Raw genomic sequence first — 24197 nt, 5'->3', positions numbered from 1 at the left:
AAAAAAGAATAGTACACCGCGGCAGAGCTGGCTGCAGCAGAAAGCAAAAAAGCCAGGCTAGGCCTGGCTTTCTCGGAAGAGCTTGCTGCGATTACTCGCCAGCGACTTCAACTGCTTCGGTCGTATCTGGACGATCCATCAGTTCAACGAATGCCATAGGAGCATTGTCGCCGACGCGGAAACCCATTTTCAGGATACGCACATAACCACCATTACGGTTGGCGTAACGCGGGCCCAGTTCAGCGAACAGTTTGACGACCATTTCACGGTCGCGCAGACGGTTGAAGGCCAGGCGCTTGTTTGCCAGGGAATCGGTTTTGCCGATGGTCAGAATTGGCTCGACAACGCGGCGCAGTTCTTTTGCTTTTGGCAGGGTGGTTTTGATCGCTTCGTGACGCAGCAGCGATACTGTCATGTTGCGCAGCATAGCCAGACGGTGGGACGAGGTACGATTCAGTTTACGGAGGCCGTGACCGTGACGCATGGTAAATCCTTTCGGTAGTGAGTTTAAATCCAGTTCTTCGATCAATGAAACGTGAGCTTCATCGCGGACCGGTTTGGTGCTTCAAAAATAAAAGCCTGGGACACCTGTCCCAGGCAGTTTGCTGCAAACTTCAAATTACTTTTCCAACCCTGCAGGCGGCCAGTTTTCCAGCTTCATGCCCAAGGTCAAGCCGCGCGATGCCAGCACTTCCTTGATTTCGTTGAGCGATTTACGGCCCAGGTTAGGCGTTTTCAGCAGCTCGTTTTCCGAACGCTGGATCAGGTCGCCGATGTAGTAGATGTTTTCCGCTTTCAGGCAGTTCGCCGAACGCACGGTCAACTCCAGGTCGTCGACCGGACGCAACAGGATAGGATCGACCAGCGGAGCGCGCGATGGTGCTTCCGCGGCGGCTTCCGTGCCTTCCAGGGCAGCGAACACATTCAACTGGTCCACCAGGACGCGGGCCGACTGGCGGATCGCTTCTTCCGGCGAGATCACGCCGTTGGTTTCGATGTTGATGATCAGCTTGTCCAGGTCGGTACGCTGTTCGACGCGCGCCGATTCAACGAAGTACGACACGCGGCGCACTGGCGAGAACGACGCGTCCAGGATGATGCGGCCGATGGTCTTGTTGGTGTCTTCCGACAGGCGGCGCACGTTACCAGGAACGTAGCCGCGGCCTTTTTCAACCTTGATCTGCATGTCCAGCTTGCCACCAGCGGTCAGGTGGGCGATCACGTGGTCAGGGTTGATCAGTTCGACGTCATGCGGCAGGTCGATGTCGGAGGCCAGGATCGCGCCTTCGCCTTCTTTTTTCAGGGTCAGGGTTACCGAATCGCGGTTGTGGACTTTGAAAACCACACCCTTCAAGTTCAGCAACAGATCGACGACGTCTTCTTGCACGCCATCGAGGGAGGAATATTCGTGGACGACGCCGGCGATCGTCACTTCGGTCGGCGCGTAGCCCACCATCGACGACAGCAGAACGCGGCGCAACGCGTTACCCAATGTGTGGCCATAGCCGCGCTCGAACGGTTCCATCACGACTTTGGCGTGACCTGCACCGAGAGCTTCAACATCGATAATACGTGGCTTCAACAAACTGTTTTGCATGAAATGTCCTTTTCAATACCCTCGGCTCGTTACGCCGATAAGGCTGATGGCATATTGGTAAAACGCCCACTCAAGTTGAGTGGGCGATGGTGGTGCTAACGGCTATTAACGCGAATACAGCTCGACGATCAGCGATTCGTTGACGTCGTTGGCGATTTCGTTACGCTCTGGCAGGGACTTGAAGGTACCTTCCATTTTCTTGGCATCAACCGAAACCCAGCTAGGCATACCAACTTGTTCGGCCAGCGACAGTGCTTCAACGATACGCACTTGCTTTTTCGATTTTTCACGAACAGCAACGATGTCGCCAACTTTGACCGAGTACGAAGCGATGTTGACAACGATACCGTTCACGGTGAACGCTTTGTGGCTGACCAGTTGACGCGCTTCAGCGCGGGTCGAGCCAAAGCCCATGCGGTAGCAAACGTTGTCCAGACGCGTTTCCAGCAACTTCAACAGCGTTTCGCCGGTGTTGCCTTTACGACGGTCTGCTTCAGCGAAGTAGCGGCGGAATTGACGTTCCAGCACGCCGTACATGCGCTTGACTTTTTGCTTTTCGCGCAGTTGGTTACCGTAGTCCGAGGTGCGGGCGCCGGATTTGACACCGTGCTGGCCTGGCTTGACGTCCAGTTTGCACTTGCTGTCGAGCGAGCGACGTGCGCTCTTCAGGAACAGGTCTGTACCTTCACGGCGGGAGAGTTTTGCTTTAGGTCCGATATAACGTGCCACGATACTTCCTTTTTTTAAATGATAACGCCCCAGCCACATGCATGATCAAACACACTGATGCGGTTAGGCGCTAGTCTGATTCACTTGCGATCAGACGGTGGCTGAAAACGAAAAACCCGTCAAATACAATTTGACAGGCAAGAACAGCCGGGCAGTATAACCGTTTCCGGCTCCCTGCTCCAGCGTTTTCACACAACTGTACTCAATACAACAGACAAGACAGCAGCTGGCGCCGAGGCGCCCTCTGCAATACTGTCTTAGATACGACGACGTTTCGGTGGACGGCAACCGTTGTGCGGTACCGGCGTCACGTCCTGGATCTCGGTGATCTTGATGCCCAGGTTGTTCAGCGCGCGAACAGCGGATTCACGACCAGGACCTGGGCCCTTGATACGTACTTCCAGGTTCTTGACGCCACACTCAACAGCCACTTTACCAGCGGCTTCCGCGGCGACCTGCGCTGCGAACGGGGTCGATTTACGCGAACCCTTGAAGCCTGCACCGCCGGAGGTAGCCCACGACAAGGCATTGCCTTGACGATCGGTGATGGTAATGATGGTGTTATTGAACGAAGCGTGGACATGTGCAATGCCTTCAGCGACGTTCTTTTTAACTTTTTTACGCACGCGTGCTGATGCGGCGTTATTTTGCGACTTGGCCATAATTATTCCCTAGCGGATTATTTTTTCAGCGATTGAGCGGCTTTACGCGGTCCCTTGCGGGTACGTGCGTTCGTACGCGTACGCTGGCCACGGCAAGGCAGACCCTTGCGATGACGCATGCCGCGGTAGCAACCCAGATCCATCAAACGCTTGATGTTCATGGACAGTTCACGACGCAGATCGCCTTCGACGATGAATTTACCTACTTCATCGCGCAGTTTTTCCAGTTCGCTGTCATCCAGATCTTTGATCTTTTTGTTGGTTGCTACACCGGTCGATGCACAGATTTTCTCTGCGCGTGGACGGCCAACACCGTAGATGGCTGTCAGGCCGATAACGGTATGCTGATGATTTGGGATATTAACCCCTGCAATACGTGCCATTTGTTATTCCTCGATTAACCTTGACGCTGCTTGTGACGTGGTTCCACGCAGATTACGCGGACTACGCCTTTGCGCTTGATGATCTTGCAGTTGCGGCAGATCCGCTTGACTGATGCGAGAACTTTCATTTTGGGGCTCTTTCTTTCGCTTCTTTGGTTTGATTCAGTGTGTTACTTGGTACGGAACACAATGCGGGCTCGGCTCAGGTCGTACGGCGTCAACTCCACCGTCACCTTGTCTCCAGGGAGAATGCGAATATAGTTCATCCGCATTTTACCTGAAATATGCCCGAGCACCACGTGTCCGTTCTCCAGCTTCACTCGAAATGTTGCATTTGGGAGATTCTCAAGAATCTCGCCCTGCATCTGTATGACGTCGTCTTTTGCCATTCGGTGTGTTTACCGCGCTTAACGCGTCGGAATCCCGCCCTTGAAATTTGCTTTGCGCAGCAGTGAATCATATTGCTGCGACATCACGTAGTTTTGTACTTGCGCCATGAAATCCATGGTGACAACTACAATAATCAATAAAGAAGTACCACCAAAATAGAATGGCACCTTCCACTGGGCTTGCATAAATTCCGGCAATAAACACACCAGGGTGATGTAGACTGCGCCGGCAAGTGTCAGGCGTGTCAGGATCTTGTCGATGTAACGGGCTGTCTGTTCGCCTGGACGGATCCCGGGAATGAACGCACCGCTCTTCTTCAAGTTATCCGCTGTTTCCTTGCTGTTGAATACCAGCGCGGTATAGAAGAAACAGAAAAACACGATCGCCACTGCGTACAACAGCGCATGGATAGGCTCACCAGGCCCCATCGATGCTGCCAAATCTTTCAAGAACCGCACCGCAGGGTTAGCGTTGTCGGCGCCCTTTGAAAACCAGTCCACGATAGTGGCCGGGAACAAGATGATCGAAGAAGCAAAGATCGGCGGGATCACGCCGGCCATGTTCAGCTTCAACGGCAAATGGCTGGTTTGACCGCCATAAATCTTGTTGCCTACCTGGCGCTTCGCGTAGTTGACCAATATTTTGCGCTGACCGCGTTCGACAAATACCACGAAGAACGTTACCAGGGCTACCAGCAGCACGATGAAAATCGCGCCCAAGCTGCCGATCGAACCATTCGATACCAGGCTGAACAAACCACCCAGTGCGGAAGGCAGACCTGCTGCAATACCGGCAAAAATGATGATCGAGATGCCGTTACCCAAGCCACGCTCGGTAATCTGCTCACCCAACCACATCAAAAACATTGTTCCGGTCAACAAAGTGACGACCGTCACGAAGCGGAATGCAAGACCAGGTTCCAACACCAGACCAGCTTGCGACTCCAGTGCGACTGCAATACCCAACGCTTGAAACAGTGCCAGTGCGACCGTGAAATACCGGGTGTACTGGGTGATCTTGCGACGGCCTGCTTCGCCTTCTTTTTTCAACGCTTCCATCTGCGGTGACACGATCGACAGCAGTTGCATGATGATCGAGGCCGAGATATAAGGCATGATACCCAGCGCAAACACTGTAAAACGAGACAAGGCACCGCCCGAGAACATGTTGAACATGCCCAGGACGCCGCCTTCGTGCTCCTTGAACAGCGAGGCTAATTGTGTCGGGTCGATCCCGGGAACCGGGACGTGAGCACCGATACGATAAACCACCAATGCGCCAAGCAAAAACCAGAGCCGTCCCCAAGGGAAACCGGCCGCTGCACTTTTAGCAAGTTGTGGATTAGTCGCCAATTTTCGCTCCGATCAAGCTGTTAGCGGTCAACTCAGGCTACCGAGCCGCCGGCTGCTTCGATGGCTGCTTTCGCGCCAGCGGACACTTTCAAGCCCTTCAAATTCACCGCTTTGGTGATTTCGCCGGACAAGATCACGCGCACGTCACGGGCCAACACGCCCAGAACGCCAGCTTGCTTCAAGACCAGAATGTCGACATCGCCAACCGCCAGGTTGTTCAGATCGGACAGGCGAACTTCAGCTTTGAAGGTTGCGTGCATCGATTTGAAACCGCGCTTAGGCAGACGGCGTTGCAGAGGCATCTGACCGCCTTCGAAACCGACTTTATGAAAGCCGCCCGAACGCGATTTCTGACCCTTGTGACCACGACCGGCGGTTTTGCCGATGCCTGATCCGATACCGCGACCGACGCGACGCTTGTAGTGCTTGGCGCCTTCGGCTGGTGCAATAGTATTCAATTCCATGATTTGCTCCGTTCGTGTAAGCCCGAAGGCTTACCCGACAACTTTAACGAGATACGATACTTTATTGATCATGCCGCGTACGGATGGGGTGTCTTGCAGTTCGGAAACCGAATTTACACGACGCAGACCCAGACCGCGCACGGTAGCGCGATGCGATTCGCGCGTACCGATCAAGCCCTTGACCAATTGCACTTTGACTGTGTTTGTCATTTTGTCCACCTTAAGCCAGAATGTCTTCAACCGACTTGCCGCGTTTGGCAGCGATATCGGAAGCAGTACTCATTTTCGACAGGCCGTCCAGCGTAGCGCGTACCAGGTTGTAAGGGTTGTTCGAACCAGTGGATTTCGCCACCACGTCCGTCACGCCCATTACTTCGAAGATAGCGCGCATGGCGCCACCAGCGATCACGCCGGTACCAGGCTTGGCCGGGTTCATCAGCACTTTCGAGGCGCCGTGGCGACCCGTGACCGTGTGATGCAAGGTACCGTTTTTGAGCGGCACTTTGATCAGGTTGCGGCGAGCTTCTTCCATTGCTTTTTGCACGCCAACTGGCACTTCTTTCGATTTGCCCTTGCCCATGCCGACGCGGCCATCGCCATCACCAACTACGGTCAGCGCGGCGAAACCCATGATACGACCACCCTTGACCACTTTGGTCACGCGGTTGATCGCGATCATTTTTTCGCGCATGCCATCATCCGGCTTGTCGCTTTGCATTTTTGCTTGCATTTTTGCCATGATTGATCCTTAGAACTTCAGACCGGCTTCGCGTGCGGCTTCTGCCAACGCTTTCACACGGCCGTGGTAACGGAAACCGGAGCGGTCAAACGCAACTTCGGTAATCCCTGCTTTCAACGCTTTTTCAGCGACGCGCTTGCCGATCAAGGCTGCAGCAGCGGCATTGCCGCCTTTGCCGGATTGGCCTGCCAGTTCAGCGCGAACTTCCGCTTCAGCCGTCGAGGCCGAAACCAGGATTTTTGCATCCGGGCTGATCAGGTTGGCGTAAATGTGCAGGTTGGTGCGATGCACCGACAAGCGATTTACTTTCAATTCCGCAATCTTGATGCGGGTTTGGCGTCCGCGGCGAAGCCGTGATTCTTTCTTATCCATCGTCAGCCCCTAATTACTTCTTCTTGGTTTCTTTAAGCTTGACCACTTCGTCCGCATAGCGAACGCCCTTGCCTTTATAAGGCTCAGGGGAGCGGTAAGCACGAACTTCAGCGGCTACCTGGCCAACCTGTTGACGGTCGATACCCTTGATCAGGATCTCGGTCGGGGTTGGTGTTGCGCAGGTAACGCCGGCTGGCATGTCATGCACTACAGGGTGCGAGAAGCCCAGGGACAGATTCAACTTGTCGCCTTGTGCTTGCGCCTTGTAACCCACGCCTACCAGGTTCAGCTTTTTCTCGAAACCCTTGGTGACGCCAACAACCATGTTGTTGACCAGTGCGCGCAGCGTGCCGGACATGGCATTGGCTTCGCGGCTGTCGTTCGCCACGTCGAAACTCAGGGTTCCTGCATTGTTTTCCACTTTGACCTGGCCGGTGAGGGCCTGGGAAAGCACGCCCAGCGGGCCTTTTACGGTGATCGCTTGTGCGGAGATGGCGACTTCAGCGCCAGCTGGCACAACGATAGGCATTTTAGCTACTCGAGACATGTGTAACTCCTTAAGCCACGTAGCAAATAACTTCGCCGCCGACACCGGTAGCGCGTGCTTTGCGGTCAGTCATGACGCCTTGCGGAGTCGACACGATCGCCACACCCAAGCCATTCATCACAACAGGGATCTCGTCTTTGCCTTTGTAGACGCGCAGACCCGGACGGGACACGCGCTCCAAGCGCTCAATGACGGGACGGCCAACATAATACTTCAAACCGATCTTCAGTTCCGCCTTGCCACCAGCTTCGGTAACGGCGAAATCTTCAATGTAACCCTCGTCCTTCAGGACGTTGGCAATCGCAATTTTGACTTTCGACGATGGCATGGCCACTGTCGTTTTTTGCACGCCCTGGGCGTTACGAATGCGGGTCAGCATATCGGCGATAGGATCGCTCATACTCATTGCATATTCTCCTATTACCAGCTTGCTTTAGTCATACCCGGAATTTCACCACGCATGGCGAATTCACGGAGCTTGATACGACCCAGACCGAATTTACGGAATGTGCCGCGCGGACGACCAGTGATGGCGCAACGGTTACGTTGACGCGTCGGGTTCGAGTTACGTGGCAGCGCCTGCAGTTTCAGGCGAGCTTCGTAGCGCTCTTCTTCCGATTTCGATTGGTCATCGACGATGGCCTTGAGAGCTTCGCGCTTAGGGGCGAATTTCGCCACCAGGTCAGCACGCTTGATCTCACGATTAATCAGTGACAGTTTGGCCATGATCAGTTCCTGAAAGGGAATTTAAAGGCGGCGAGCAAAGCTTTGGCTTCGTCATCGGTCTTAGCAGTTGTCGTGATGCTGATATTCATACCGCGCAACGCGTCAATCTTGTCGTATTCGATTTCAGGGAAAATGATCTGTTCCTTGACACCGATGTTGTAGTTGCCACGACCGTCGAATGCACGACCGTTCACACCACGGAAATCGCGTACGCGCGGCAGAGCCACGGTAATGAAGCGATCCAGGAACTCGTACATGCGAGCGCCGCGCAGGGTGACCATCGTACCGATCGGGTAACCTTCACGGATTTTGAAGCCTGCGATCGCTTTGCGGGACTTGGTGGTCACTGGCTTCTGGCCGGCGATCTTGGTCAAGTCAGCAACTGCGTGCTCGAGAACTTTTTTATCCGCGATAGCCTCACCAACACCCATGTTCAGGGTGATCTTGGTCAGGCGTGGAACTTCCATCACCGACTTGTAACCAAACTTGCTGGTCAGGTCGGCAACGACTTTTTCTTTATAGAATTCTTGGAGACGTGCCATGATTTCTTAAGCCTTCACTACTTCGCCGGAGGATTTGAAGACGCGGACTTTTTTGCCATCCACTTCTTTGAAACCCACACGATCTGCCTTGCCAGTCGCTGCATTGAACAATGCAACGTTGGACACGTGAATTGGCATGGTCTTATCGACGATACCACCAGTTACGCCAGTCATCGGGTTTGGCTTGGTCGCTTTTTTAGCGACGTTGATGCCATCAACCACGATATGTTCAGCATCGATACGCTGCTGCACCACACCACGTTTGCCCTTGTCTTTCCCGGTCAGAACGATGACTTCGTCGTTTTTACGAATCTTATCCATTACGACTCCTTACAGGACTTCCGGTGCCAGGGACACGATTTTCATGAACTTCTCAGTACGCAGTTCGCGTGTGACAGGTCCAAAAATACGGGTACCGATCGGTTCCAGCTTGGCGTTCAACAGAACGGCGGCGTTGCCGTCGAACTTCACCAGGGAACCGTCTTGGCGGCGAACACCTTTAGCGGTGCGCACAACCACGGCGTTATAAATTTCACCTTTTTTGACACGGCCACGTGGCGCAGCAACCTTGACGGTTACTTTGATCACATCGCCAATGCCAGCATAACGGCGCTTGGAGCCACCCAATACCTTGATGCACATTACTTCCTTGGCACCGGTATTGTCAGCCACTTCGAGCCGGCTTTCAGTTTGAATCATAGTATTCTCTTTCCCAACTTAAGCCGAAGAATCCACACAATGTAGACCCGCGGTCAGTCTTGGTCCCGCCAGAGCCGCCCTGCTGGGCTTCACTGTTTGGGTGCATGACCTTCATACATCAACTGACCGCGGAGCTATGTCTGTGGCCAGACACTTTGCGGCGTTACATGAACGAAGCCCGCAAGTATTACATACAATTTGCGGGCCTGCAAGTACTAATTAAAAGCCACCGCCGAAACGGTGGTTTTTATTTAAACGATGGGTGCGGCTTGAACCACACGTGTCACCGTCCATGCCTTCGTTTTGGAGATCGGACGACCTTCCTGGATCTCTACCGTGTCACCGGCTTTGATCTGGTTGGTTTCGTCATGCGCGTGATACTTGTTCGAGCGCATGATGATCTTGCCATACAAAGGATGTTTTACGTGGCGCTCGATCAGAACGGTAACGGTCTTGTCCATCTTGTCGGATACCACTTTACCGATCAGCGTGCGCTTGAGCGACTGTTTCACTGGTTCGTTCATTTGGCTTCCTTCAGATTCATTACCGTCTTCACACGCGCGATATCGCGGCGTACCTTCTTGAGCTGCGAAGTGTTGCTCAGCTGTTGCGTAGCGATTTGCATACGCAGGCCGAACTGTGCCTTCAACAAGTCATTCAGCTCTTTTTGCAGAGCTGCCTGGTCTTTGCCGCGGAGTTCAGTTGCTTTCATATTCAACTCCAATTATTGGCCGACTTGGCGAATGACAAACGTCGTCGCCAGTGGCAGTTTAGAGGCGGCAAGACGGAAGGCTTCCCGTGCCAGCGCTTCATCAACGCCATCCATTTCGTACAGTACTTTGCCTGGCTGAATTTCAGCGACGTAGTACTCAGGATTACCTTTACCGTTACCCATACGGACTTCAGCCGGTTTGTTCGAAATCGGTTTGTCCGGGAAAATACGGATCCAGATACGGCCACCGCGCTTGATGTGACGCGTCATTGCACGACGCGCCGCTTCAATTTGACGTGCAGTGATACGACCGCGCGCAACTGCCTTCAGACCGAATTCGCCAAACGACACGGCGGTGCCGCGGCTGTGCGAAATACCGGTGTTACGGCCTTTCTGCTCTTTACGATACTTTCTGCGTGCTGGTTGCAGCATGATTATTCTCCTGCTTTCTCAGCTGGTGCTGCTGCGACGGCCGGTTTAGCGGCGGTACGCACACGTGCACCTGGTGCTGTGGATGGTTTCGCACCGGCGCCGGCTGGACGCGGGCGGCCAGCTGGCTTGCCATCGTCACGACGCGGACCGCGGCTTTTCTTCTCGTCAGCCGGGGTATCGATAACTGGTGCATCGCCGTTAGGCGCGCGGTCACCTTTGTATACCCACACTTTGACGCCGATGATGCCGTAGGTCGTCAATGCTTCGCTGGTACCGTAGTCGATATCGGCGCGCAGGGTATGCAGAGGCACGCGGCCTTCGCGATACCATTCTTTACGCGCGATTTCGATACCGTTCAGACGGCCGGACGACATGATCTTGATACCGAGTGCACCCAGGCGCATTGCATTTTGCATTGCACGCTTCATGGCGCGGCGGAACATGATCCGTTTTTCCAGCTGCTGCGAGATCGAATCGGCGATCAGTTGCGAGTCGATTTCAGGCTTGCGAATTTCTTCGATGTTCACGTGAACAGGTACGCCCATGATCTTGGTCAGCGCGGACTTCAGTACTTCGATGTCTTCGCCTTTTTTACCAATGACCACGCCTGGACGCGAGCTGTAGATCGTGAAGCGCGCGTTCTTGGCAGGACGCTCGATAACGATGCGGCCAACCGAAGCGTTCTTCAGTTTCTTTTTCAGGTAAGCACGTGCTTTCAAGTCTTCGTTCAGCATGGCAGCGAAATTACCGTTGCCTGCATACCAGCGCGAAGCCCAGTTACGGGTGACCGCCAGACGGAAACCGGTTGGATGAATTTTCTGACCCATCGTGGCTCCTTAGTTACCGACAGTCACGTAAACGTGACAGGATTGTTTCGAAATACGGTCGCCACGGCCTTTTGCACGCGCGGTGAAGCGCTTCAGGACCGGGCCCTTTTCGACGTAGATCGTTTTCACGAACAATTCGTCGATGTCCGCGCCATCGTTGTGTTCCGCATTGGCGATTGCCGATTCCAGAACACGCTTGATGATCGCAGCACCTTTTTTCGGGCTGAATTGCAAGATGTTGAGTGCTGCGTCAACTTTCTTGCCACGGATCAGGTCAGCAACCAGGCGACCTTTTTGGTCGGACAGGCGCACACCTTTGAGGATAGCTTTGGTTTCCATTATTTCTTAGCCTTTTTGTCAGCTGCATGACCCTTGAACGTACGGGTCAGTGCGAATTCGCCGAGCTTGTGACCAACCATGTTTTCGGAAACATAAACCGGCACGTGCAGCTTGCCGTTATGAACCGCGATCGTCAGGCCGATAAAGTCAGGCATGATTGTCGAACGACGCGACCAGGTTTTGATTGGCTTTTTGTCTTTGGCAGCTTGCGCAGCTTCAACTTTTTTCACCAGGTGGGCGTCACAGAACGGCCCTTTTTTCAATGAACGTGTCATGTGCTACCCCTTATTTCTTGCCGCGGCGCGAGACGATCATGGAAGTAGTACGCTTGTTGCTGCGTGTCTTCTTACCTTTAGTCTGTTGGCCCCAAGGCGAAACTGGATGACGACCAGCTGCTGTTTTACCTTCACCACCACCGTGCGGGTGATCGACCGGGTTCATGACCACACCGCGAACGGTAGGACGAACACCGCGCCAGCGCATCGCGCCAGCTTTACCGATTTTACGCAGGCTGTGCTCGGCGTTACCGACTTCACCAACCGTAGCACGGCACTCGATGTGCACGCGACGTACTTCACCCGAGCGCAGACGCACTTGAGCGTACACGCCTTCACGAGCCATCAGCACGACGCCAGCGCCGGCGGAACGTGCCATTTGGGCACCTTTACCTGGCAGCATTTCGACGCAATGCATCACGGTACCGACCGGGATGTTACGGATTGGCAAGCAGTTACCCGATTTGATCGGCGCTTCCGAACCGTTCATCACGCTGTCGCCAACCGACATGCCTTTGGTTGCGATGATGTAATGACGCTCGCCGTCGGCGTAGCACAGCAGAGCGATATTCGCGGTGCGGTTTGGATCGTATTCGATACGTTCCACTTTCGCTGGAATACCATCTTTGGTGCGCTTGAAGTCGATCAGGCGATAGTGTTGCTTGTGACCACCACCGATATGACGGGTGGTGATGTGACCGTTGTTGTTACGACCAGCGGTCTTGGATTTCTTTTCAACCAGGGCAGCGAACGGACGACCTTTGTACAGGTCCGGGTTCACCACCTTTACCATGCCGCGACGGCCTGGCGAGGTTGGTTTCATCTTAACGAGTGCCATTATGCAGCCTCCTCGGAGAAGTTGATTTCCTGGCCAGGTTTCAGGCACACGAAAGCACGCTTGGTATGGTTACGACGGCCGTTGAATTTGCCGGTGCGCTTTTGCTTGCCTTCGCGGTTTGCAGTTTGCACGGACAGGACTTCGACCTTGAACAGCAGTTCGACTGCTGCCTTGATTTCAGGCTTGGTTGCATCCGGCAGTACGCGGAATACAATTTGCTCGTTCTTTTCCGCGACCATGGTGGCCTTTTCGGAAATCACGGGCGCCAACAGCACCTTCATCAAGCGTTCTTCGCTATGTTTCAAAATCGCGCTCATGCCAGCATCTCCTCAATCTTGGCCAGTGCAGCTTTGGTGACCAGGATCTTCTTGTAGAACACCAGGGACATCGGGTCTGCGTGACGTGGCTCAACGACGAGTACGTTAGGCAGGTTGCGCGATGCCAGTTCCAGGTTTTCGTTCAGAACGTCGGTGATGATCAGAACCGAATCAAAGCCCAGGCCGTTCAATTTTTGCGACAGCAGCTTGGTTTTTGGCGCGTCGATCGTCAGATCGTCGATGACGATCAGGCGCTCTTCGCGAGCCAGCTGCGACAGGATCGAGCAGACACCTGCGCGATACATTTTTTTGTTCACTTTGTGGGTGAAGTTTTCGTCAGGCGAGTTCGGGAAAATCCGACCACCGCCGCGCCACAGTGGCGACGACGACATACCAGCACGAGCGCGGCCGGTACCTTTTTGGCGCCATGGCTTTTTGGTCGTGTGGTGAACTTCTTCACGGTCTTTTTGCTTGCGGTTACCGCTACGTGCATTCGCTTGATAAGCGATCACGACTTGGTGGATCAGCGCTTCGTTGTAATCACGACCGAAAATTTCATCAGCAGCGACGACATTGGAGCCGGCTTGACCTTGCGCATTCAGAAGCTTGAGTTCCATCGTTTAAGCTCCCTTCTTGGCTTTGGTTTTGATGGCTGGCGAGACAACTACCTGGCCATTTTTCGCGCCTGGAATCGCGCCTTTGACCAGCAGCAGCTGACGGTCGGCATCGATACGGGCGATCACGAGGTTCTGGATCGTACGATTAACGTCACCCAGATGACCGGTCATGCGCTTACCAGGGAAAACACGACCTGGATCTTGCGCCATACCGATGGAACCTGGAACGTTGTGCGAACGCGAGTTACCGTGCGTGGCACGGCCAGAAGAGAAGTGGTAACGTTTGATAACGCCTGCATAGCCTTTACCGATGGTAACGCCTTGCACGTCGATCTTTTGACCGACTTCGAACAGGGAAGCGGCGACAACATCGCCAGCTTTCAATTCGGCGGCTTTAGCAGCATCAACGCGGAACTCTTTCAACAGAGTACCGGCTTCAACGCCAGCTTTAGCATGATGACCAGCAACAGCTTTGGTCACGCGGGAAGCGCGACGTTGACCGAATGCGACCTGAACAGCGGAGTAGCCATCTGTTTCAGGGGTTTTGATTTGCGCAACACGGTTGTTCGATACGTCCAGCACGGTGACAGGAATCGAATCCCCTTCGTCCGTGAAAATGCGCATCATACCAACCTTGCGACCGAGAAGGCCTAGGCTCATTTTTTCTCCATTCCCACCTGCGATTGGGCGGGGCTTGTTTAACTACAAATAACGTAGGACTCAAAAAAGGACGAATCCATACCGAAGCCGGCTAGTATATAGCACAAAAACCCTTGACGCAACAAGTTAACACGAGGTATGTCAAAGTGTTGTTGTGCGCTTCGCGGCAAGTTGCCGGCATTGCCGCGAAGGAGCGCCAAGGTACCACAAATCTACTGTTCATGCGCCTTTGCGGGCACTGCAACAACACCCTTCCCCACCTGGTACCAGTCGACCTTGCGGGTCACCACCATGACCGCCGCCAGCACCGCGAACAGCAGGATGCTGCCCAGCACCAGCGCATTGTTTTCCGAGTTCAAGAGGCCATACAGGGCGCCATATAGCAGTGTCAAGGCCACGCCGAAGCCGAGCGCGCGCGCCGCACTCCTGAGCACATGGGTCAGGTAAAAACTGGTCAGCGCGATACAGGCCGCACTGGCAACCAGATACGCGTACAGGAAAGCAATGTGCTCGGCCAGGCTGACCAGCAGCAGGAAGAAGATCACCAGCGACAGGCCGACCAGCAGATACTGCACCGGGTGGATCGGCAGGCTTTTCAGGATTTCAAAGATGAAAAAGGCGGCAAACGTCAGCGCCACGAACAGCAGGCCGTACTTGGTGGCGCGGTCGGACTGCGAATACACGTTGACGGGCTCGATGAAGCCGACGCTGAAGCGGTCGACCTGGCCCAGCGGCGCGCTGTCGGGCACCTTGAATTCGCCCTCGATGCTGGACAGCTGCGTCTGCGCATTGGTCGCCAGCGACGAGATATTCCAGGCGACGCTGAAACCTTGCGCGTCGATCTGGCGATTCTTCGGCGACGGCAGGAAGCGCCCGCCAAACTGCGGGTGCGGCCAGTTCGACTTGATGCTGATCTGGCTGTTTTTCGCCACCGGCACGAAGTGCTGGCGTTCGATGCCGTCCAAGCCCAGCTCGAAGCTGAATTTCACCTGCTGCGCGGAAGCCAAAGGCATGGCGCCCAGCGGCGCATGCAGGCCGCTGCGAAAGGCAAACAGGTCGCTGCCCTGCTCGAACTCGATCAGGCGCCCGCCCCAGTCGATCTTCGGGATATTGCGGATGCCGCGCACATCCTCGATCGACAGCGCAATGAAAGGCTGGCCGACGGCGATGCGCGCGTCCGCCGTCTTGCGTGGCAGTTGCTCCAGGCCGGGCACGGTGAAGTCGCCCTTGAAGGCATGCTGGCCGCTGTACACCAGCACCTGGTGAATGCCGCGGTAGCGACGGTCGGTCTCGATCGTGCCGTTCTGCTGCAAATTGTTCGGGTACACCAGCAACCGGCGCTGCATGATGCGCCGCTGCACCTGGGTGCGCGCCGGCACGCTGCTCTTCTGGTCCTTGTCGGCGGCGATCTCGACCCGCTCGTCGTACTGCTCCACATACGGTATCACCAGGATCGGGCCGATAATGGTTTGCTCGCGCACCGAATCGGCGGCGATGCTGTCAACGGCCTCCTGACGGAACTGCATGCGCTCCTTGATGGTCTGCTGGATCATCAGCAGGGGCAGGCCGATCAGCAGCATCAGGCCGAACACGATCAGTGCTTTGATGAGTAAAGTTTTTTGCATGGCGCATTCCTCATGGGTAAGGCGGCCAGTCTGAAGAACCTGTATGCGCTGATGATGCGTTGCGTGTGAAGCGCGACAATATTTACGCCGGCAGCCACAGCCGTGCCAGCGCGCCGCCATCTTCATGGTTGCCCACCTCGACTGTGCCGCCATGCAGCAGGGCCACCTCGCGCACGAACGGCAGGCCCAGGCCGGTGCTTTTTCCCGCAGACGGGCGCGGCAAGGAATAAAAGCGCTCGAACACGCGCTCCTGCGCATAGGCAGGGATGCCCTCGCCACGGTCGCGCACCCCAATCACGACCCCCTGCCCTGCCAGGGTGGCCTGCAAATCGATCCGGCTGCCGGGCGGCGCAAAGCCGATCGCGTTGTCGAGCAGATTGCCCAGCGCCTGGCGCAGCAGCAAGGCGTCGCCGGGCACGAACGCATCGATGGCCGCTACCTCCAGCAGCACGCCATGCGCCGCCAGCGAGGCGCTGGCATCCTGCGCTACCTGCGCCAGCAGCGGCGCCACTGCGATCGGCTCAGGCGCATCGAGGCGCTGCTGCTTTTCCACCCGCACCAGGGCCAGCAGCTTGTCGATCAGCTGCCGCTGGCGCGCGTTCTGCTCGAGGATATTGCCCAGAAAGCGCGTGCGTTCGTCAGCCGGCATGTCTTCCTGCAGCAGTTCGGCCGAGGCCTGGATGGCGGCGATCGGGCTTTTCAGTTCATGCGTCAGGGTGTGCATCAGCTGCTCGACGTATTCCTTGCCTTCCAGGCGCGTGCGCATGGCGTCGAGCGCGCGGCCCAGGATGCCGATCTCGCTGTTGCCCAGTGCCGGCAGCGCCACCTTGCGGCCGGCCTCCACCGACGCGATATAGTCCATCAGCTTACCCAGCGCATGGTGCAACCACCAGGCGAACGCCAGGCCGATCAACAAGGACAGCAGCAGCAGGATCGCGCCGCGCTGCAGGATGATGCGCTGGCTGCGCTCGACAAAGGCCTGCACGCTAGCGTTCGGCTTGGCCACCGTCAGCACGCCGATAATGTCGCCGCCAGCGCGTATCGGTGCGGCCACGTGCATCACGGTCGACATCTCGTCGTCGGGGTTGGCGCGCGTGCTGCGCGCGCCGTATTTGCCCTGCAAGGTCAGATACACATCATTCCAGCGCGAGTAATCTTTTCCCACATCGCGTCCACTGGTATCGAACAGCACCAGGCCATGGCGGTCGGTGATCGTGATGCGGTAGTCGAGGGTGCGCTTGCGCACGCCGTTGATATTGACGTCGATGGCGCGCTGCGCGTAATGCTGCATGCGCTGCAACACCACCGAATCGTCGAGCCGGCCATCGCGCATATCATCCGCCACCAGCGCGGCCAGCAGCTGCGAAGTGTCGACCAGCGTGTCTTCCAGGGTCGAGCGCACGCCTGGCTTGACCTGCTCCACGAACACATTGAGCAGGAACCACGCAGCCAGCCCCACCACCAGGAAGTAGCCGCACAGGATGCGCAGGCCGATTTTCATGTCAGGCGCCCGCCAGGCTGTAGCCAAGGCCGCGGTGGGTCTGGATCGTGTCTTCCTGCGCCTCGACGGCGCGCAGCTTGGCGCGCAGGGATTTGACATGCGCGTCGACCGTGCGCTCGAGCGTGTCGGGCGCGCCGCTCCAGACGCGCTCCATCAGCTGCGCGCGCGACAGCACGTGGCCGGGATGCTCGAGCAGGGTTTTCAGCAGCAGGTATTCGTAGCGGGTCAGTTCGAGCGGCTGCCCGTGGAACAGCACGCGCGCTTCCAGGGCGCGCAATTCAAAGGCGCTTGACCGCGTCACTATCGGCTTGCCAGCGTCAACAGGCGCGGATGTGGCACCGGCGCGGCGCAAAATGACGCGGATGCGCGCCACCAGTTCGCGCGGCGAAAACGGCTTTGTCACGTAATCGTCGGCGCCGATTTCCAGCCCCACGATGCGGTCGATCTCATCGCTGCGGGCGGTCAGGAAAATCACCGGCACATCCGAAAAGCGGCGCAGCTGGCGGCACGCTTCCAGCCCGCTCATGTCGGGCAGGCCGATATCGAGCACCACCAGCTGTGGCGCAGTGTCGGTTTCACTGGCGCTGCGCAAGACGGCAAGCGCCTGCTCGCCAAGCATGACGTGGCGCGGCGTGAAACCGTCGGTGCGCAGGGCATAGGCAATGCTGTCGGCAATCGCCTGTTCATCTTCTACAATCAGGATGGTGCGGGTCATTGGCGGCGCCGTAAGGGATGAACAGAAGCGCAGTATCCCTGAAGCGGACAAACAGCGTCAATCGCAACACTGGCGCACTGCGTGCGATGGAGCGTGTGGGGCAGCTCGCATATGTCTGCAAAAAAATGCTCACAATAAACTAGTTATAGTATATTCAACCATACCTTCCCAAGAAATGCACCTGTGTCCACCGCCCGTACGAGGAAATCATGAAGACATCCACCATCAGCCTGTTATGCGCCGCCAGCCTGCTGGCCGCCTGCGCCACCACCCCCGACCCTGCCCCTGCGATCGCCGCCTCCAGCGTGCAGCACGATGCCTGCAATGCAGCCGAACTCAAGGGCCAGCTGGCCGAAGCGGAAGCCGCTTGCAAGCAGGCGCTCGACAGCGCCATCAAGGCCGGCGCGAAAGATGAACTGCTGTCGCAGCGCCAGTACAACCTGGGCCGCATCAAGCGCTTGCTGGGCAAGCATGTGGAAGCCGAAACGCTGTACAAGCAGGCGCTGGCGACCGAAGAAGCAGCGCTGCCGCGCAGCGACGCACGCATCGGCCGGCGCCTGGTGGAACTGGCCTCGGCACTGTCGGCGCAAGGCAAATGGCAGGAAGGCAGCGCCTACCTGGAACGCTCGCTGCCAGTGCTGCACAAGATGTCCGACACCTCGCGCACCTACTCGGCCGAAGTGCTGCGCCAGTACGCGAAACAGCTGCAGGGCGGCCCGCAGGCGGCGCTCGGCAAGCGCTTCCTGGAGACGGCCGCTGTCCTGAAATAAGGCTTGCCGAACTAGGCGCGCGCCACGTGGATGCTGTGCTTGATGTGCTTGAGGTGGGCGATGATGGTAAACGTCATCACCACCAGCAGCGACCATGAACTCCATTTGCTGACATGCACCGCCGACCATGCGCCAAGCTGGTTCGGATAGCGCCACACGCCCCAGAAGGTGCTGATGTTTTCGGCCAGCCAGATGAAAAAGCCGACCAGCACGAAGCCAACCAGCAAGGGCATGCTGCGGTCGCGGTCGAGCGGACGGAACACCACCGTGGTGCGCGCATACAGGCCCAGTGCACAGGCGGCCAGGTACCAGCGGTAGTCGCCGATATAGTGGTGGGTGAAGAAATTGGCATAGATCAGCAGCGCGATCGTGACCGCCATCCAGTACGGCGGATGGTGGCGGATGCGCATGTCAAGCAGGCGCCAGCTCTGGATAATGTAGCTGCCGACGGCCGCGTACATGAAGCCAGAAAACAGCGGCACGCCGAACACCTTGCTCCAGGCGAAATCGGGATAGCTCCAGGACTGGATGCTGCCCGAGACCTTGAACACCTCCAGCGCGAAACCGACCACATGGAACAGGCAAACGGCCTTTAACTCATCCCAGGTTTCCAGCTTGCCCCAGACCATCGCACCCTGGATCGCCAGCGCCGCCAGCAGCAGCACGTCATAGCGCGGCAAGCCCAACAGTCCTGCGCGCGGCACCAGGAAGACGGCAGCGAAGAACAGGCCGACAAACAGGCAGGCCCTCGCCTCCTTGATGCCGAAATATACGAATTCGGTCAGGAAACGCGGAAAGCCGCGCAGGCCGCCGCGCGGCGCCGCATTCAACAGATGGGTATCGAGGGTATCAAGCATGCGGCAACTTTAGCGCCCGCCTGCCACACTGTAAAGCGCTATCGTCCAGCCCGGCCGGGCGAAAAAAAACCAGGCGCAAGGCCTGGTTTTTCATCTGCCCGGCATCGCTGCCGGGCGGTCATCTGTCAGCTGGCGCCGATCAGAGGAAGGTGTAGCTGGCGGTGACGCCGATACGACGCATCTGGAACGTGTCGGCGTAGCCGGCACGCCATTGAATCGGCGCATCTTTTTCGAACAGGTTGTCCACGTACAGGCTGATACGGGTATTTTTGATACCGTTGTACGACAGGTTGTAGTCGAACGTCGTGTTGGTGCCAACGCGTTCGCAAGCCGACATGTTTTCGGCTGCTACCTTGTTGGTGGCACAGTAGGTCGGCGACGACAGGCTGTTGTTGCTGTAGCCGCTGGCGTAGTTGACGGTCACGCCGTGGTCGAAGGCACCCGATTTCAGGCTGGCGCGCAGCTTGGTCCTCAGGCGCGAACCCATGTCGTAGGTACCTGCCATATTGGTGTCATAGGCATTGTCGGTGACGCTGAATTCCTGGTATTTCCACAGGTAGGTACCTTCCAGTTTCAGGCGGACCTGGCCGATGGCGGTGTTGAAACGACCCGACGCGTCGAAATCGAAACCCGAAGCACGGGTACGGCCACTGTTGACGTATGGGTTGTACAACAGGCCGATCACGCCAACGCCACCGAAGTTGGTGGTATTGCCTGGAGCATACTTTTTCACCAGTGCCAGGAATTGCGCATCGGCCGCGGTGTTGTCGACACGAATCAACTGACCTGGTGCCAGATTATCTTCGCCGCGCAGGATGTCCGATACCGCGCGGGTACCGATTTCGTCCTTGCGTTCGATATGGTAGTAGTCCAGTGCCACGGTCCAGTTTTTTACTGGCTCGAACACGAAGCCGGCGGTGATCGAACGCGAGGTTTCCGGTTTCAGATCCTTGTTTGACGACACGAAAGTCGGCACGCCACCGACGCAATCGCCGCTGCGGAAGCTGTTGGCCTGCGCCTTGTCGGCGGTAGTGGCATTCGGATTGCTTTGCACCAGGTTGTTCAGTGTATTGGCGGTCGAGCAGCGTTTTGGATCGTTGATGCTGGTCGCGAACGAGCTACGGCCCAGGCCGTTACCAGTTTCCACGACGTTTGGTGCGCGGAAACCACCCGATGCGGTAGCGCGCAACAACAAGTTGTCGGTCGCGTTCACGCGCAAGCCCAGTTTCGGCGAGAAGTGCACGTCGCTGTTGGTCGATTTGTCGGCACGTAACGCAGCGTTCAGCTCGACGCGCTTGATGACAGGGATGGTCGCTTCGGCGAACAGCGCGTAGTGATCCATCTTGTCTTTGACTTGCAGACCGGCGATGCCGACCAGTTCGCCACGCAGCACGTTGTCCGAGCTGGCCATTTCATACTTTTCCTGGCGGATATCGGTACCAAATGCCATGCTCAACGGACCGGCAGGCAGTTGCGCCACTTCACCGGAAACGGTCGCGTCGATGAACGCGATCTTCGATTCGCCCTTGGTGGTACGGACCGGGAACATCGATTCGAGCAAGGCTGCGTCGTTTTGCTGGCCGAACTTGTAGGTGCCGTTGACGATGGCGTCGGTGTAACCTTTGGCGCTGGCAGCACGGGTGGCCTTGGTCGCTTTCGAGTTCATGTAGCCAGCTGCCGATTTCCAGTCGAAGTTGCCGATATCGCCGTTCAGCGTCAGCATCACGCGGGTCTGGTCGGACTCGGTACGGTTGAAGTTGAAGCCGTTACCGGTGTCCATCATGCGGGCACGGTATTCCGTGGCAACCGAATAAGGATTCATCGCGTGGCCAACTGGCAGCTTCGGATAGAAGAACGGACCGACCATCTTGCCGTTGATCGCGTCATACCAGGTGCTCGACGAGGTGGTGGCGCTGCCATTGCTGACGTTAAATGGTGCAACGATGTAGTCGTTGCTGGCGCCGGCATTGGTGATCTCGAAGTTGGCGTCGATATCCTTGCCGATGCGGAAGTGCGTGTTGCTGGCCACAGCATAGCGCTTGGCGTTGGTGGCCAGGCCGGTGTACGGCAGGACGTCCATCTTGCACAGGCCGTCTTTCGGATCGATATTGGCGGTCGGGCAGCCTGGTGCTGCAACGATGTTGGTGCTGCTGCGGTAGTAGTTACCGGTAGGCGAGAACGAGCTCAGCGCATCCCAGGTCGAACGACCCGGGGTCTGGCGGTGCCATTCCGGATAGTGGCTCTGCAAGTCGCCGGTGGTGAAGCCGTCGCTCTTGTACGCTTCATAGGTCAGGTAGGTATTGAAACCGTCCTTGTCGATATCGCCGTAACCAACGATACCGGAAACGTTACGGTTACGCTGGTCCTGGAAACCGTCCGATTCCTTGTAGTTGGCGGTAATCTTCGCGCCTTCGAAGTTTTTCAGCAGGATGATGTTGATCACGCCGGCGATCGCATCGGAACCGTAGATGGCCGATGCGCCGTCTTTCAGGATCTCGATGTGGTCGATGGCGGACGCTGGAATTGCATCCAGGTTGGTGAAATTCTGTTGTGCGCCGTCAGCCAGGCCGTATTGTGCAATACGGCGGCCGTTGACCAGCACCAAGGTGGCAACCTTGCCCAGGCCACGCATGCCGACGGCCGACGAACCCGTGGCAAAGCTGCCCGAGCTGCTGTTGGCCGAGTCGATCGAGGTATTGATGGCGGACGAGGAATTGAGGATGCCCAGCGCGGTGGTTTCGCCGGTACGCTCGATGTCGTCGCGGGTCAGGATCTGGACCGAGCCAGCCGCTTCCGCTTCGGTACGCTTGATGCTACTGCCGGTGACTTCGACGCGTTGGATTTTTTCTACAGGTTCTGCACCTTGTTGTGCAAATGCATGTTGCGAAAATGCCAAGGTCAATGCGATTGCAATGGTGCTTTTTTTAAAACCTGGTTTGTTGATTGCAGATTTGTTCAAGACTACTCCCGAGCTGTCGTTTTATTGTATGAATTGTCGACACGAGCAAGTGACATTCCTTGTAGGAACGTCTACTTAGCGTGCAACATGAATTTCTCATATCGACGTAGCCTGGCAAAGGGGAAAAGTCCGATATTGCGCTTATTGACTCATTTTTCAGCCACTTTGTTGTTTTCTGGAATCATATATCATTCAAATTTAATAATTAATTAAAATTAATTTTTCTGTATGTCATAGGGGAGAGCGAGTCATCACCGTTCGACACGTCTAGACAAGCATGGGTCCGGCAATAAAAAAACCGGGCCGGTTCGATCACGAACAGGCCCGGTTTTTACAGACTGGTGGTCAGGGAACCTGGCCACCGCCGTGAAATCGATTATTGCAGTTTGATTTCAACATCGACACCGGCTGGCAGGTCCAGCTTCATCAGCGCGTCAACGGTTTTGTCCGTTGGGTCAACGATGTCCATCAGGCGTTGGTGCGTACGGATCTCGAACTGATCGCGCGAAGTTTTGTTGACGTGCGGGGAACGCAGCACATCGAAACGCTGAATACGGGTAGGCAGTGGTACTGGGCCTTTGACGACAGCGCCGGTGCGCTTCGCGGTTTCAACGATTTCCAGAGCGGACTGGTCGATCAGTTTGTAATCGAAAGCCTTCAGGCGGATACGGATTTTCTGGTTTGGTGCCGACATGATATTTCCTTAAAAGAACGAACCGCGCGGTCTGCACGGCAATGAGGTAATACGGGATTTTCTGACGCAACAACCGTCAGGGTCGACATGATAGCACCAAAATGCTTGCCTACCCCGGCAGTTGAATAAAAAGAAGGGCGCCGGGCGACGACGCGTCTTCTTTTTAGCGGGCTTGAGAATTAAGCCAGGATTTTTGCAACAACACCAGCACCAACGGTACGACCGCCTTCGCGGATAGCGAAGCGCAGGCCTTCTTCCATCGCGATCGGGTTGATCAGCTTGACGGTGATCGACACGTTATCGCCTGGCATGACCATTTCTTTGTCTGCTGGCAACTCGATCGAACCGGTCACGTCCGTCGTGCGGAAGTAGAACTGTGGACGATAGTTGTTGAAGAACGGCGTGTGACGGCCGCCTTCGTCTTTCGACAGAACATAGATCTCGCCGGTGAAGTGGGCGTGTGGCTTGATCGAGCCTGGTTTTGCCAACACTTGACCACGTTGCACGTCTTCACGCTTGGTGCCGCGCAGCAGCAGACCAACGTTGTCGCCTGCTTGACCTTGGTCCAGCAGTTTGCGGAACATTTCCACGCCGGTGCAAGTCGTTTTGACGGTATCGGTAATGCCGACGATTTCGATCTCTTCGCCGACCTTGATGATGCCGCGCTCGATACGACCGGTCACAACGGTACCGCGACCCGAGATCGAGAACACGTCTTCCACTGGCATCAGGAACGCACCGTCAACAGCGCGCTCTGGCGTTGGGATGTACGAATCCAGGGCATCGGCCAGACGCAGCACTGCGTCAACGCCCATTTCGCCTTCTTTGCCTTCCAGCGCCATACGTGCCGAACCTTT

Annotated in this window: 36 protein-coding genes; 1 reads left to right on the top strand and 35 read right to left on the bottom strand. The window is 56.4% G+C overall.

Annotated elements, in window-relative coordinates:
* Positions 1 to 91: 91 nt before the first annotated feature.
* The 31 genes from rplQ to creB form a co-directional block, all read right to left on the bottom strand.
* The gene (gene rplQ, locus AC0Z42_RS23640) at positions 92 to 484 is read right to left on the bottom strand and encodes a 50S ribosomal protein L17 (protein WP_065310142.1); all 393 of its coding nucleotides are present in this window, start codon (positions 482 to 484) and stop codon (positions 92 to 94) included.
* 135 nt (positions 485 to 619) lie between these two features.
* Complete coding sequence (locus tag AC0Z42_RS23635; protein WP_008444343.1) at positions 620 to 1597, bottom strand: DNA-directed RNA polymerase subunit alpha; 978 nt, start codon at positions 1595 to 1597, stop codon at positions 620 to 622.
* Between the two features lie 105 nt (positions 1598 to 1702).
* Complete coding sequence (gene rpsD, locus AC0Z42_RS23630) at positions 1703 to 2326, bottom strand: 30S ribosomal protein S4 (protein WP_308923554.1); 624 nt, start codon at positions 2324 to 2326, stop codon at positions 1703 to 1705.
* 257 nt (positions 2327 to 2583) lie between these two features.
* On the bottom strand, positions 2584 to 2988 hold the full coding sequence (gene rpsK / locus AC0Z42_RS23625; protein WP_010394475.1) for a 30S ribosomal protein S11: 405 nt from the start codon (positions 2986 to 2988) through the stop codon (positions 2584 to 2586).
* 17 nt (positions 2989 to 3005) lie between these two features.
* Positions 3006 to 3371, bottom strand: coding sequence for a 30S ribosomal protein S13 (rpsM, locus tag AC0Z42_RS23620; RefSeq protein WP_046681666.1), 366 nt, complete (start codon positions 3369 to 3371; stop codon positions 3006 to 3008).
* A gap of 14 nt (positions 3372 to 3385) precedes the next feature.
* The gene (rpmJ, locus tag AC0Z42_RS23615; protein WP_010394471.1) at positions 3386 to 3499 is read right to left on the bottom strand and encodes a 50S ribosomal protein L36; all 114 of its coding nucleotides are present in this window, start codon (positions 3497 to 3499) and stop codon (positions 3386 to 3388) included.
* 42 nt (positions 3500 to 3541) lie between these two features.
* Positions 3542 to 3760, bottom strand: coding sequence for a translation initiation factor IF-1 (gene infA, locus AC0Z42_RS23610; RefSeq protein WP_005663428.1), 219 nt, complete (start codon positions 3758 to 3760; stop codon positions 3542 to 3544).
* Between the two features lie 18 nt (positions 3761 to 3778).
* Complete coding sequence (gene secY, locus AC0Z42_RS23605; RefSeq protein ID WP_094442958.1) at positions 3779 to 5113, bottom strand: preprotein translocase subunit SecY; 1335 nt, start codon at positions 5111 to 5113, stop codon at positions 3779 to 3781.
* 32 nt (positions 5114 to 5145) lie between these two features.
* Positions 5146 to 5577, bottom strand: coding sequence for a 50S ribosomal protein L15 (gene rplO, locus AC0Z42_RS23600; RefSeq protein ID WP_436546469.1), 432 nt, complete (start codon positions 5575 to 5577; stop codon positions 5146 to 5148).
* Positions 5578 to 5607: 30 nt separating this feature from the next.
* Entirely contained in the window at positions 5608 to 5787 is a 180-nt protein-coding gene (gene rpmD, locus AC0Z42_RS23595; RefSeq protein ID WP_010394435.1) for a 50S ribosomal protein L30, read from the bottom strand.
* Positions 5788 to 5797: 10 nt separating this feature from the next.
* Positions 5798 to 6316 carry a 30S ribosomal protein S5 gene (gene rpsE, locus AC0Z42_RS23590; RefSeq protein WP_485470598.1) on the bottom strand — a complete coding sequence of 173 codons (519 nt, stop codon included), beginning with the start codon at positions 6314 to 6316 and terminating at the stop codon, positions 5798 to 5800.
* Between the two features lie 9 nt (positions 6317 to 6325).
* A complete protein-coding gene (gene rplR, locus AC0Z42_RS23585) occupies positions 6326 to 6688 on the bottom strand; it encodes a 50S ribosomal protein L18 (RefSeq protein WP_071079767.1) in 363 nt (120 codons plus the stop codon).
* Positions 6689 to 6701: 13 nt separating this feature from the next.
* The gene (gene rplF / locus AC0Z42_RS23580) at positions 6702 to 7235 is read right to left on the bottom strand and encodes a 50S ribosomal protein L6 (protein WP_065310145.1); all 534 of its coding nucleotides are present in this window, start codon (positions 7233 to 7235) and stop codon (positions 6702 to 6704) included.
* 10 nt (positions 7236 to 7245) lie between these two features.
* On the bottom strand, positions 7246 to 7641 hold the full coding sequence (gene rpsH / locus AC0Z42_RS23575; RefSeq protein ID WP_094442957.1) for a 30S ribosomal protein S8: 396 nt from the start codon (positions 7639 to 7641) through the stop codon (positions 7246 to 7248).
* A 14-nt stretch (positions 7642 to 7655) separates the two neighbouring features.
* Positions 7656 to 7961 carry a 30S ribosomal protein S14 gene (gene rpsN, locus AC0Z42_RS23570; RefSeq protein ID WP_010394423.1) on the bottom strand — a complete coding sequence of 102 codons (306 nt, stop codon included), beginning with the start codon at positions 7959 to 7961 and terminating at the stop codon, positions 7656 to 7658.
* Positions 7962 to 7963: 2 nt separating this feature from the next.
* On the bottom strand, positions 7964 to 8503 hold the full coding sequence (gene rplE / locus AC0Z42_RS23565; RefSeq protein ID WP_010394421.1) for a 50S ribosomal protein L5: 540 nt from the start codon (positions 8501 to 8503) through the stop codon (positions 7964 to 7966).
* 6 nt (positions 8504 to 8509) lie between these two features.
* Entirely contained in the window at positions 8510 to 8824 is a 315-nt protein-coding gene (gene rplX, locus AC0Z42_RS23560; RefSeq protein ID WP_038497027.1) for a 50S ribosomal protein L24, read from the bottom strand.
* 9 nt (positions 8825 to 8833) lie between these two features.
* Positions 8834 to 9202 (bottom strand): 50S ribosomal protein L14, encoded by a 369-nt coding sequence (rplN, locus tag AC0Z42_RS23555; protein WP_008444317.1) that lies wholly within the window; start codon positions 9200 to 9202, stop codon positions 8834 to 8836.
* A 251-nt stretch (positions 9203 to 9453) separates the two neighbouring features.
* Entirely contained in the window at positions 9454 to 9726 is a 273-nt protein-coding gene (gene rpsQ, locus AC0Z42_RS23550; protein ID WP_485470597.1) for a 30S ribosomal protein S17, read from the bottom strand.
* Positions 9723 to 9914, bottom strand: a complete 192-nt coding sequence (gene rpmC / locus AC0Z42_RS23545; protein WP_065310321.1) for a 50S ribosomal protein L29 — start codon at positions 9912 to 9914, stop codon at positions 9723 to 9725. The genes rpsQ and rpmC overlap by 4 nt, the downstream gene beginning before the upstream one ends.
* 12 nt (positions 9915 to 9926) lie before the next feature.
* A complete protein-coding gene (gene rplP, locus AC0Z42_RS23540) occupies positions 9927 to 10346 on the bottom strand; it encodes a 50S ribosomal protein L16 (RefSeq protein WP_010394411.1) in 420 nt (139 codons plus the stop codon).
* A 2-nt stretch (positions 10347 to 10348) separates the two neighbouring features.
* Positions 10349 to 11173, bottom strand: a complete 825-nt coding sequence (rpsC, locus tag AC0Z42_RS23535; RefSeq protein WP_485470596.1) for a 30S ribosomal protein S3 — start codon at positions 11171 to 11173, stop codon at positions 10349 to 10351.
* A 9-nt stretch (positions 11174 to 11182) separates the two neighbouring features.
* Complete coding sequence (rplV, locus tag AC0Z42_RS23530; RefSeq protein WP_170840583.1) at positions 11183 to 11515, bottom strand: 50S ribosomal protein L22; 333 nt, start codon at positions 11513 to 11515, stop codon at positions 11183 to 11185.
* Positions 11512 to 11787, bottom strand: coding sequence for a 30S ribosomal protein S19 (rpsS, locus tag AC0Z42_RS23525; RefSeq protein WP_008444295.1), 276 nt, complete (start codon positions 11785 to 11787; stop codon positions 11512 to 11514). Before rpsS ends, rplV begins: the two co-directional genes overlap by 4 nt.
* A gap of 10 nt (positions 11788 to 11797) precedes the next feature.
* A complete protein-coding gene (rplB, locus tag AC0Z42_RS23520; protein WP_485470595.1) occupies positions 11798 to 12625 on the bottom strand; it encodes a 50S ribosomal protein L2 in 828 nt (275 codons plus the stop codon).
* Positions 12625 to 12942: a 50S ribosomal protein L23 gene (gene rplW, locus AC0Z42_RS23515; protein WP_010394398.1), complete on the bottom strand. Its 318-nt coding sequence runs from the start codon at positions 12940 to 12942 to the stop codon at positions 12625 to 12627. Before rplW ends, rplB begins: the two co-directional genes overlap by 1 nt.
* Positions 12939 to 13559 (bottom strand): 50S ribosomal protein L4, encoded by a 621-nt coding sequence (rplD, locus tag AC0Z42_RS23510; protein WP_065310151.1) that lies wholly within the window; start codon positions 13557 to 13559, stop codon positions 12939 to 12941. Before rplD ends, rplW begins: the two co-directional genes overlap by 4 nt.
* A gap of 3 nt (positions 13560 to 13562) precedes the next feature.
* Positions 13563 to 14219 (bottom strand): 50S ribosomal protein L3, encoded by a 657-nt coding sequence (rplC, locus tag AC0Z42_RS23505; protein WP_071079769.1) that lies wholly within the window; start codon positions 14217 to 14219, stop codon positions 13563 to 13565.
* A gap of 212 nt (positions 14220 to 14431) precedes the next feature.
* Positions 14432 to 15844, bottom strand: a complete 1413-nt coding sequence (gene creD / locus AC0Z42_RS23500; protein WP_485470594.1) for a cell envelope integrity protein CreD — start codon at positions 15842 to 15844, stop codon at positions 14432 to 14434.
* 82 nt (positions 15845 to 15926) lie between these two features.
* A complete protein-coding gene (creC, locus tag AC0Z42_RS23495) occupies positions 15927 to 17345 on the bottom strand; it encodes a two-component system sensor histidine kinase CreC (RefSeq protein WP_485470593.1) in 1419 nt (472 codons plus the stop codon).
* Between the two features lies 1 nt (position 17346).
* On the bottom strand, positions 17347 to 18060 hold the full coding sequence (creB, locus tag AC0Z42_RS23490) for a two-component system response regulator CreB (protein ID WP_485470592.1): 714 nt from the start codon (positions 18058 to 18060) through the stop codon (positions 17347 to 17349).
* Between the two features lie 209 nt (positions 18061 to 18269).
* Here creB and AC0Z42_RS23485 point away from each other — a divergent pair, with 209 nt between their 5' ends.
* Positions 18270 to 18830, top strand: coding sequence for a tetratricopeptide repeat protein (locus AC0Z42_RS23485; RefSeq protein WP_485470591.1), 561 nt, complete (start codon positions 18270 to 18272; stop codon positions 18828 to 18830).
* An 11-nt stretch (positions 18831 to 18841) separates the two neighbouring features.
* Here AC0Z42_RS23485 and AC0Z42_RS23480 read toward each other — a convergent pair whose 3' ends face one another.
* The 4 genes from AC0Z42_RS23480 to AC0Z42_RS23465 all read right to left on the bottom strand — a co-directional run.
* Positions 18842 to 19687 carry a DUF817 domain-containing protein gene (locus AC0Z42_RS23480; RefSeq protein WP_485470590.1) on the bottom strand — a complete coding sequence of 282 codons (846 nt, stop codon included), beginning with the start codon at positions 19685 to 19687 and terminating at the stop codon, positions 18842 to 18844.
* A 139-nt stretch (positions 19688 to 19826) separates the two neighbouring features.
* Positions 19827 to 22583, bottom strand: a complete 2757-nt coding sequence (locus AC0Z42_RS23475) for a TonB-dependent receptor plug domain-containing protein (protein ID WP_485470589.1) — start codon at positions 22581 to 22583, stop codon at positions 19827 to 19829.
* Between the two features lie 439 nt (positions 22584 to 23022).
* Positions 23023 to 23340: a 30S ribosomal protein S10 gene (rpsJ, locus tag AC0Z42_RS23470; RefSeq protein WP_010394389.1), complete on the bottom strand. Its 318-nt coding sequence runs from the start codon at positions 23338 to 23340 to the stop codon at positions 23023 to 23025.
* A gap of 179 nt (positions 23341 to 23519) precedes the next feature.
* Positions 23520 to 24197, bottom strand: a 678-nt coding sequence (locus AC0Z42_RS23465) for an EF-Tu C-terminal domain-related protein (RefSeq protein ID WP_485470588.1), incomplete at its 5' end; no start/stop codon positions are given.

The organism is Janthinobacterium sp. 1L-D-8-B-C4 (assembly GCF_057291295.1).
Note: the sequence above shows the minus strand (reverse complement) of the source record. Positions and strands in the feature narration are given on the sequence as shown.

Coding starts and splice junctions, on each gene's coding strand:
- rplQ (WP_065310142.1), bottom strand. CDS start 484: ATGCGTCACGGTCACGGCCTCCGTAAACTGAATCGTACCTCGTCCCAC.
- AC0Z42_RS23635 (WP_008444343.1), bottom strand. CDS start 1,597: ATGCAAAACAGTTTGTTGAAGCCACGTATTATCGATGTTGAAGCTCTC.
- rpsK (WP_010394475.1), bottom strand. CDS start 2,988: ATGGCCAAGTCGCAAAATAACGCCGCATCAGCACGCGTGCGTAAAAAA.
- rpsM (WP_046681666.1), bottom strand. CDS start 3,371: ATGGCACGTATTGCAGGGGTTAATATCCCAAATCATCAGCATACCGTT.
- rpmJ (WP_010394471.1), bottom strand. CDS start 3,499: ATGAAAGTTCTCGCATCAGTCAAGCGGATCTGCCGCAACTGCAAGATC.
- infA (WP_005663428.1), bottom strand. CDS start 3,760: ATGGCAAAAGACGACGTCATACAGATGCAGGGCGAGATTCTTGAGAAT.
- rplO (WP_436546469.1), bottom strand. CDS start 5,577: ATGGAATTGAATACTATTGCACCAGCCGAAGGCGCCAAGCACTACAAG.
- rpmD (WP_010394435.1), bottom strand. CDS start 5,787: ATGACAAACACAGTCAAAGTGCAATTGGTCAAGGGCTTGATCGGTACG.
- rpsE (WP_485470598.1), bottom strand. CDS start 6,316: ATGGCAAAAATGCAAGCAAAAATGCAAAGCGACAAGCCGGATGATGGC.
- rplR (WP_071079767.1), bottom strand. CDS start 6,688: ATGGATAAGAAAGAATCACGGCTTCGCCGCGGACGCCAAACCCGCATC.
- rplF (WP_065310145.1), bottom strand. CDS start 7,235: ATGTCTCGAGTAGCTAAAATGCCTATCGTTGTGCCAGCTGGCGCTGAA.
- rpsH (WP_094442957.1), bottom strand. CDS start 7,641: ATGAGTATGAGCGATCCTATCGCCGATATGCTGACCCGCATTCGTAAC.
- rpsN (WP_010394423.1), bottom strand. CDS start 7,961: ATGGCCAAACTGTCACTGATTAATCGTGAGATCAAGCGTGCTGACCTG.
- rplE (WP_010394421.1), bottom strand. CDS start 8,503: ATGGCACGTCTCCAAGAATTCTATAAAGAAAAAGTCGTTGCCGACCTG.
- rplX (WP_038497027.1), bottom strand. CDS start 8,824: ATGGATAAGATTCGTAAAAACGACGAAGTCATCGTTCTGACCGGGAAA.
- rplN (WP_008444317.1), bottom strand. CDS start 9,202: ATGATTCAAACTGAAAGCCGGCTCGAAGTGGCTGACAATACCGGTGCC.
- rpsQ (WP_485470597.1), bottom strand. CDS start 9,726: ATGAACGAACCAGTGAAACAGTCGCTCAAGCGCACGCTGATCGGTAAA.
- rpmC (WP_065310321.1), bottom strand. CDS start 9,914: ATGAAAGCAACTGAACTCCGCGGCAAAGACCAGGCAGCTCTGCAAAAA.
- rplP (WP_010394411.1), bottom strand. CDS start 10,346: ATGCTGCAACCAGCACGCAGAAAGTATCGTAAAGAGCAGAAAGGCCGT.
- rpsC (WP_485470596.1), bottom strand. CDS start 11,173: ATGGGTCAGAAAATTCATCCAACCGGTTTCCGTCTGGCGGTCACCCGT.
- rpsS (WP_008444295.1), bottom strand. CDS start 11,787: ATGACACGTTCATTGAAAAAAGGGCCGTTCTGTGACGCCCACCTGGTG.
- rplB (WP_485470595.1), bottom strand. CDS start 12,625: ATGGCACTCGTTAAGATGAAACCAACCTCGCCAGGCCGTCGCGGCATG.
- rplW (WP_010394398.1), bottom strand. CDS start 12,942: ATGAGCGCGATTTTGAAACATAGCGAAGAACGCTTGATGAAGGTGCTG.
- rplD (WP_065310151.1), bottom strand. CDS start 13,559: ATGGAACTCAAGCTTCTGAATGCGCAAGGTCAAGCCGGCTCCAATGTC.
- rplC (WP_071079769.1), bottom strand. CDS start 14,219: ATGAGCCTAGGCCTTCTCGGTCGCAAGGTTGGTATGATGCGCATTTTC.
- creD (WP_485470594.1), bottom strand. CDS start 15,844: ATGCAAAAAACTTTACTCATCAAAGCACTGATCGTGTTCGGCCTGATG.
- creC (WP_485470593.1), bottom strand. CDS start 17,345: ATGAAAATCGGCCTGCGCATCCTGTGCGGCTACTTCCTGGTGGTGGGG.
- creB (WP_485470592.1), bottom strand. CDS start 18,060: ATGACCCGCACCATCCTGATTGTAGAAGATGAACAGGCGATTGCCGAC.
- AC0Z42_RS23485 (WP_485470591.1), top strand. CDS start 18,270: ATGAAGACATCCACCATCAGCCTGTTATGCGCCGCCAGCCTGCTGGCC.
- AC0Z42_RS23480 (WP_485470590.1), bottom strand. CDS start 19,687: ATGCTTGATACCCTCGATACCCATCTGTTGAATGCGGCGCCGCGCGGC.
- rpsJ (WP_010394389.1), bottom strand. CDS start 23,340: ATGTCGGCACCAAACCAGAAAATCCGTATCCGCCTGAAGGCTTTCGAT.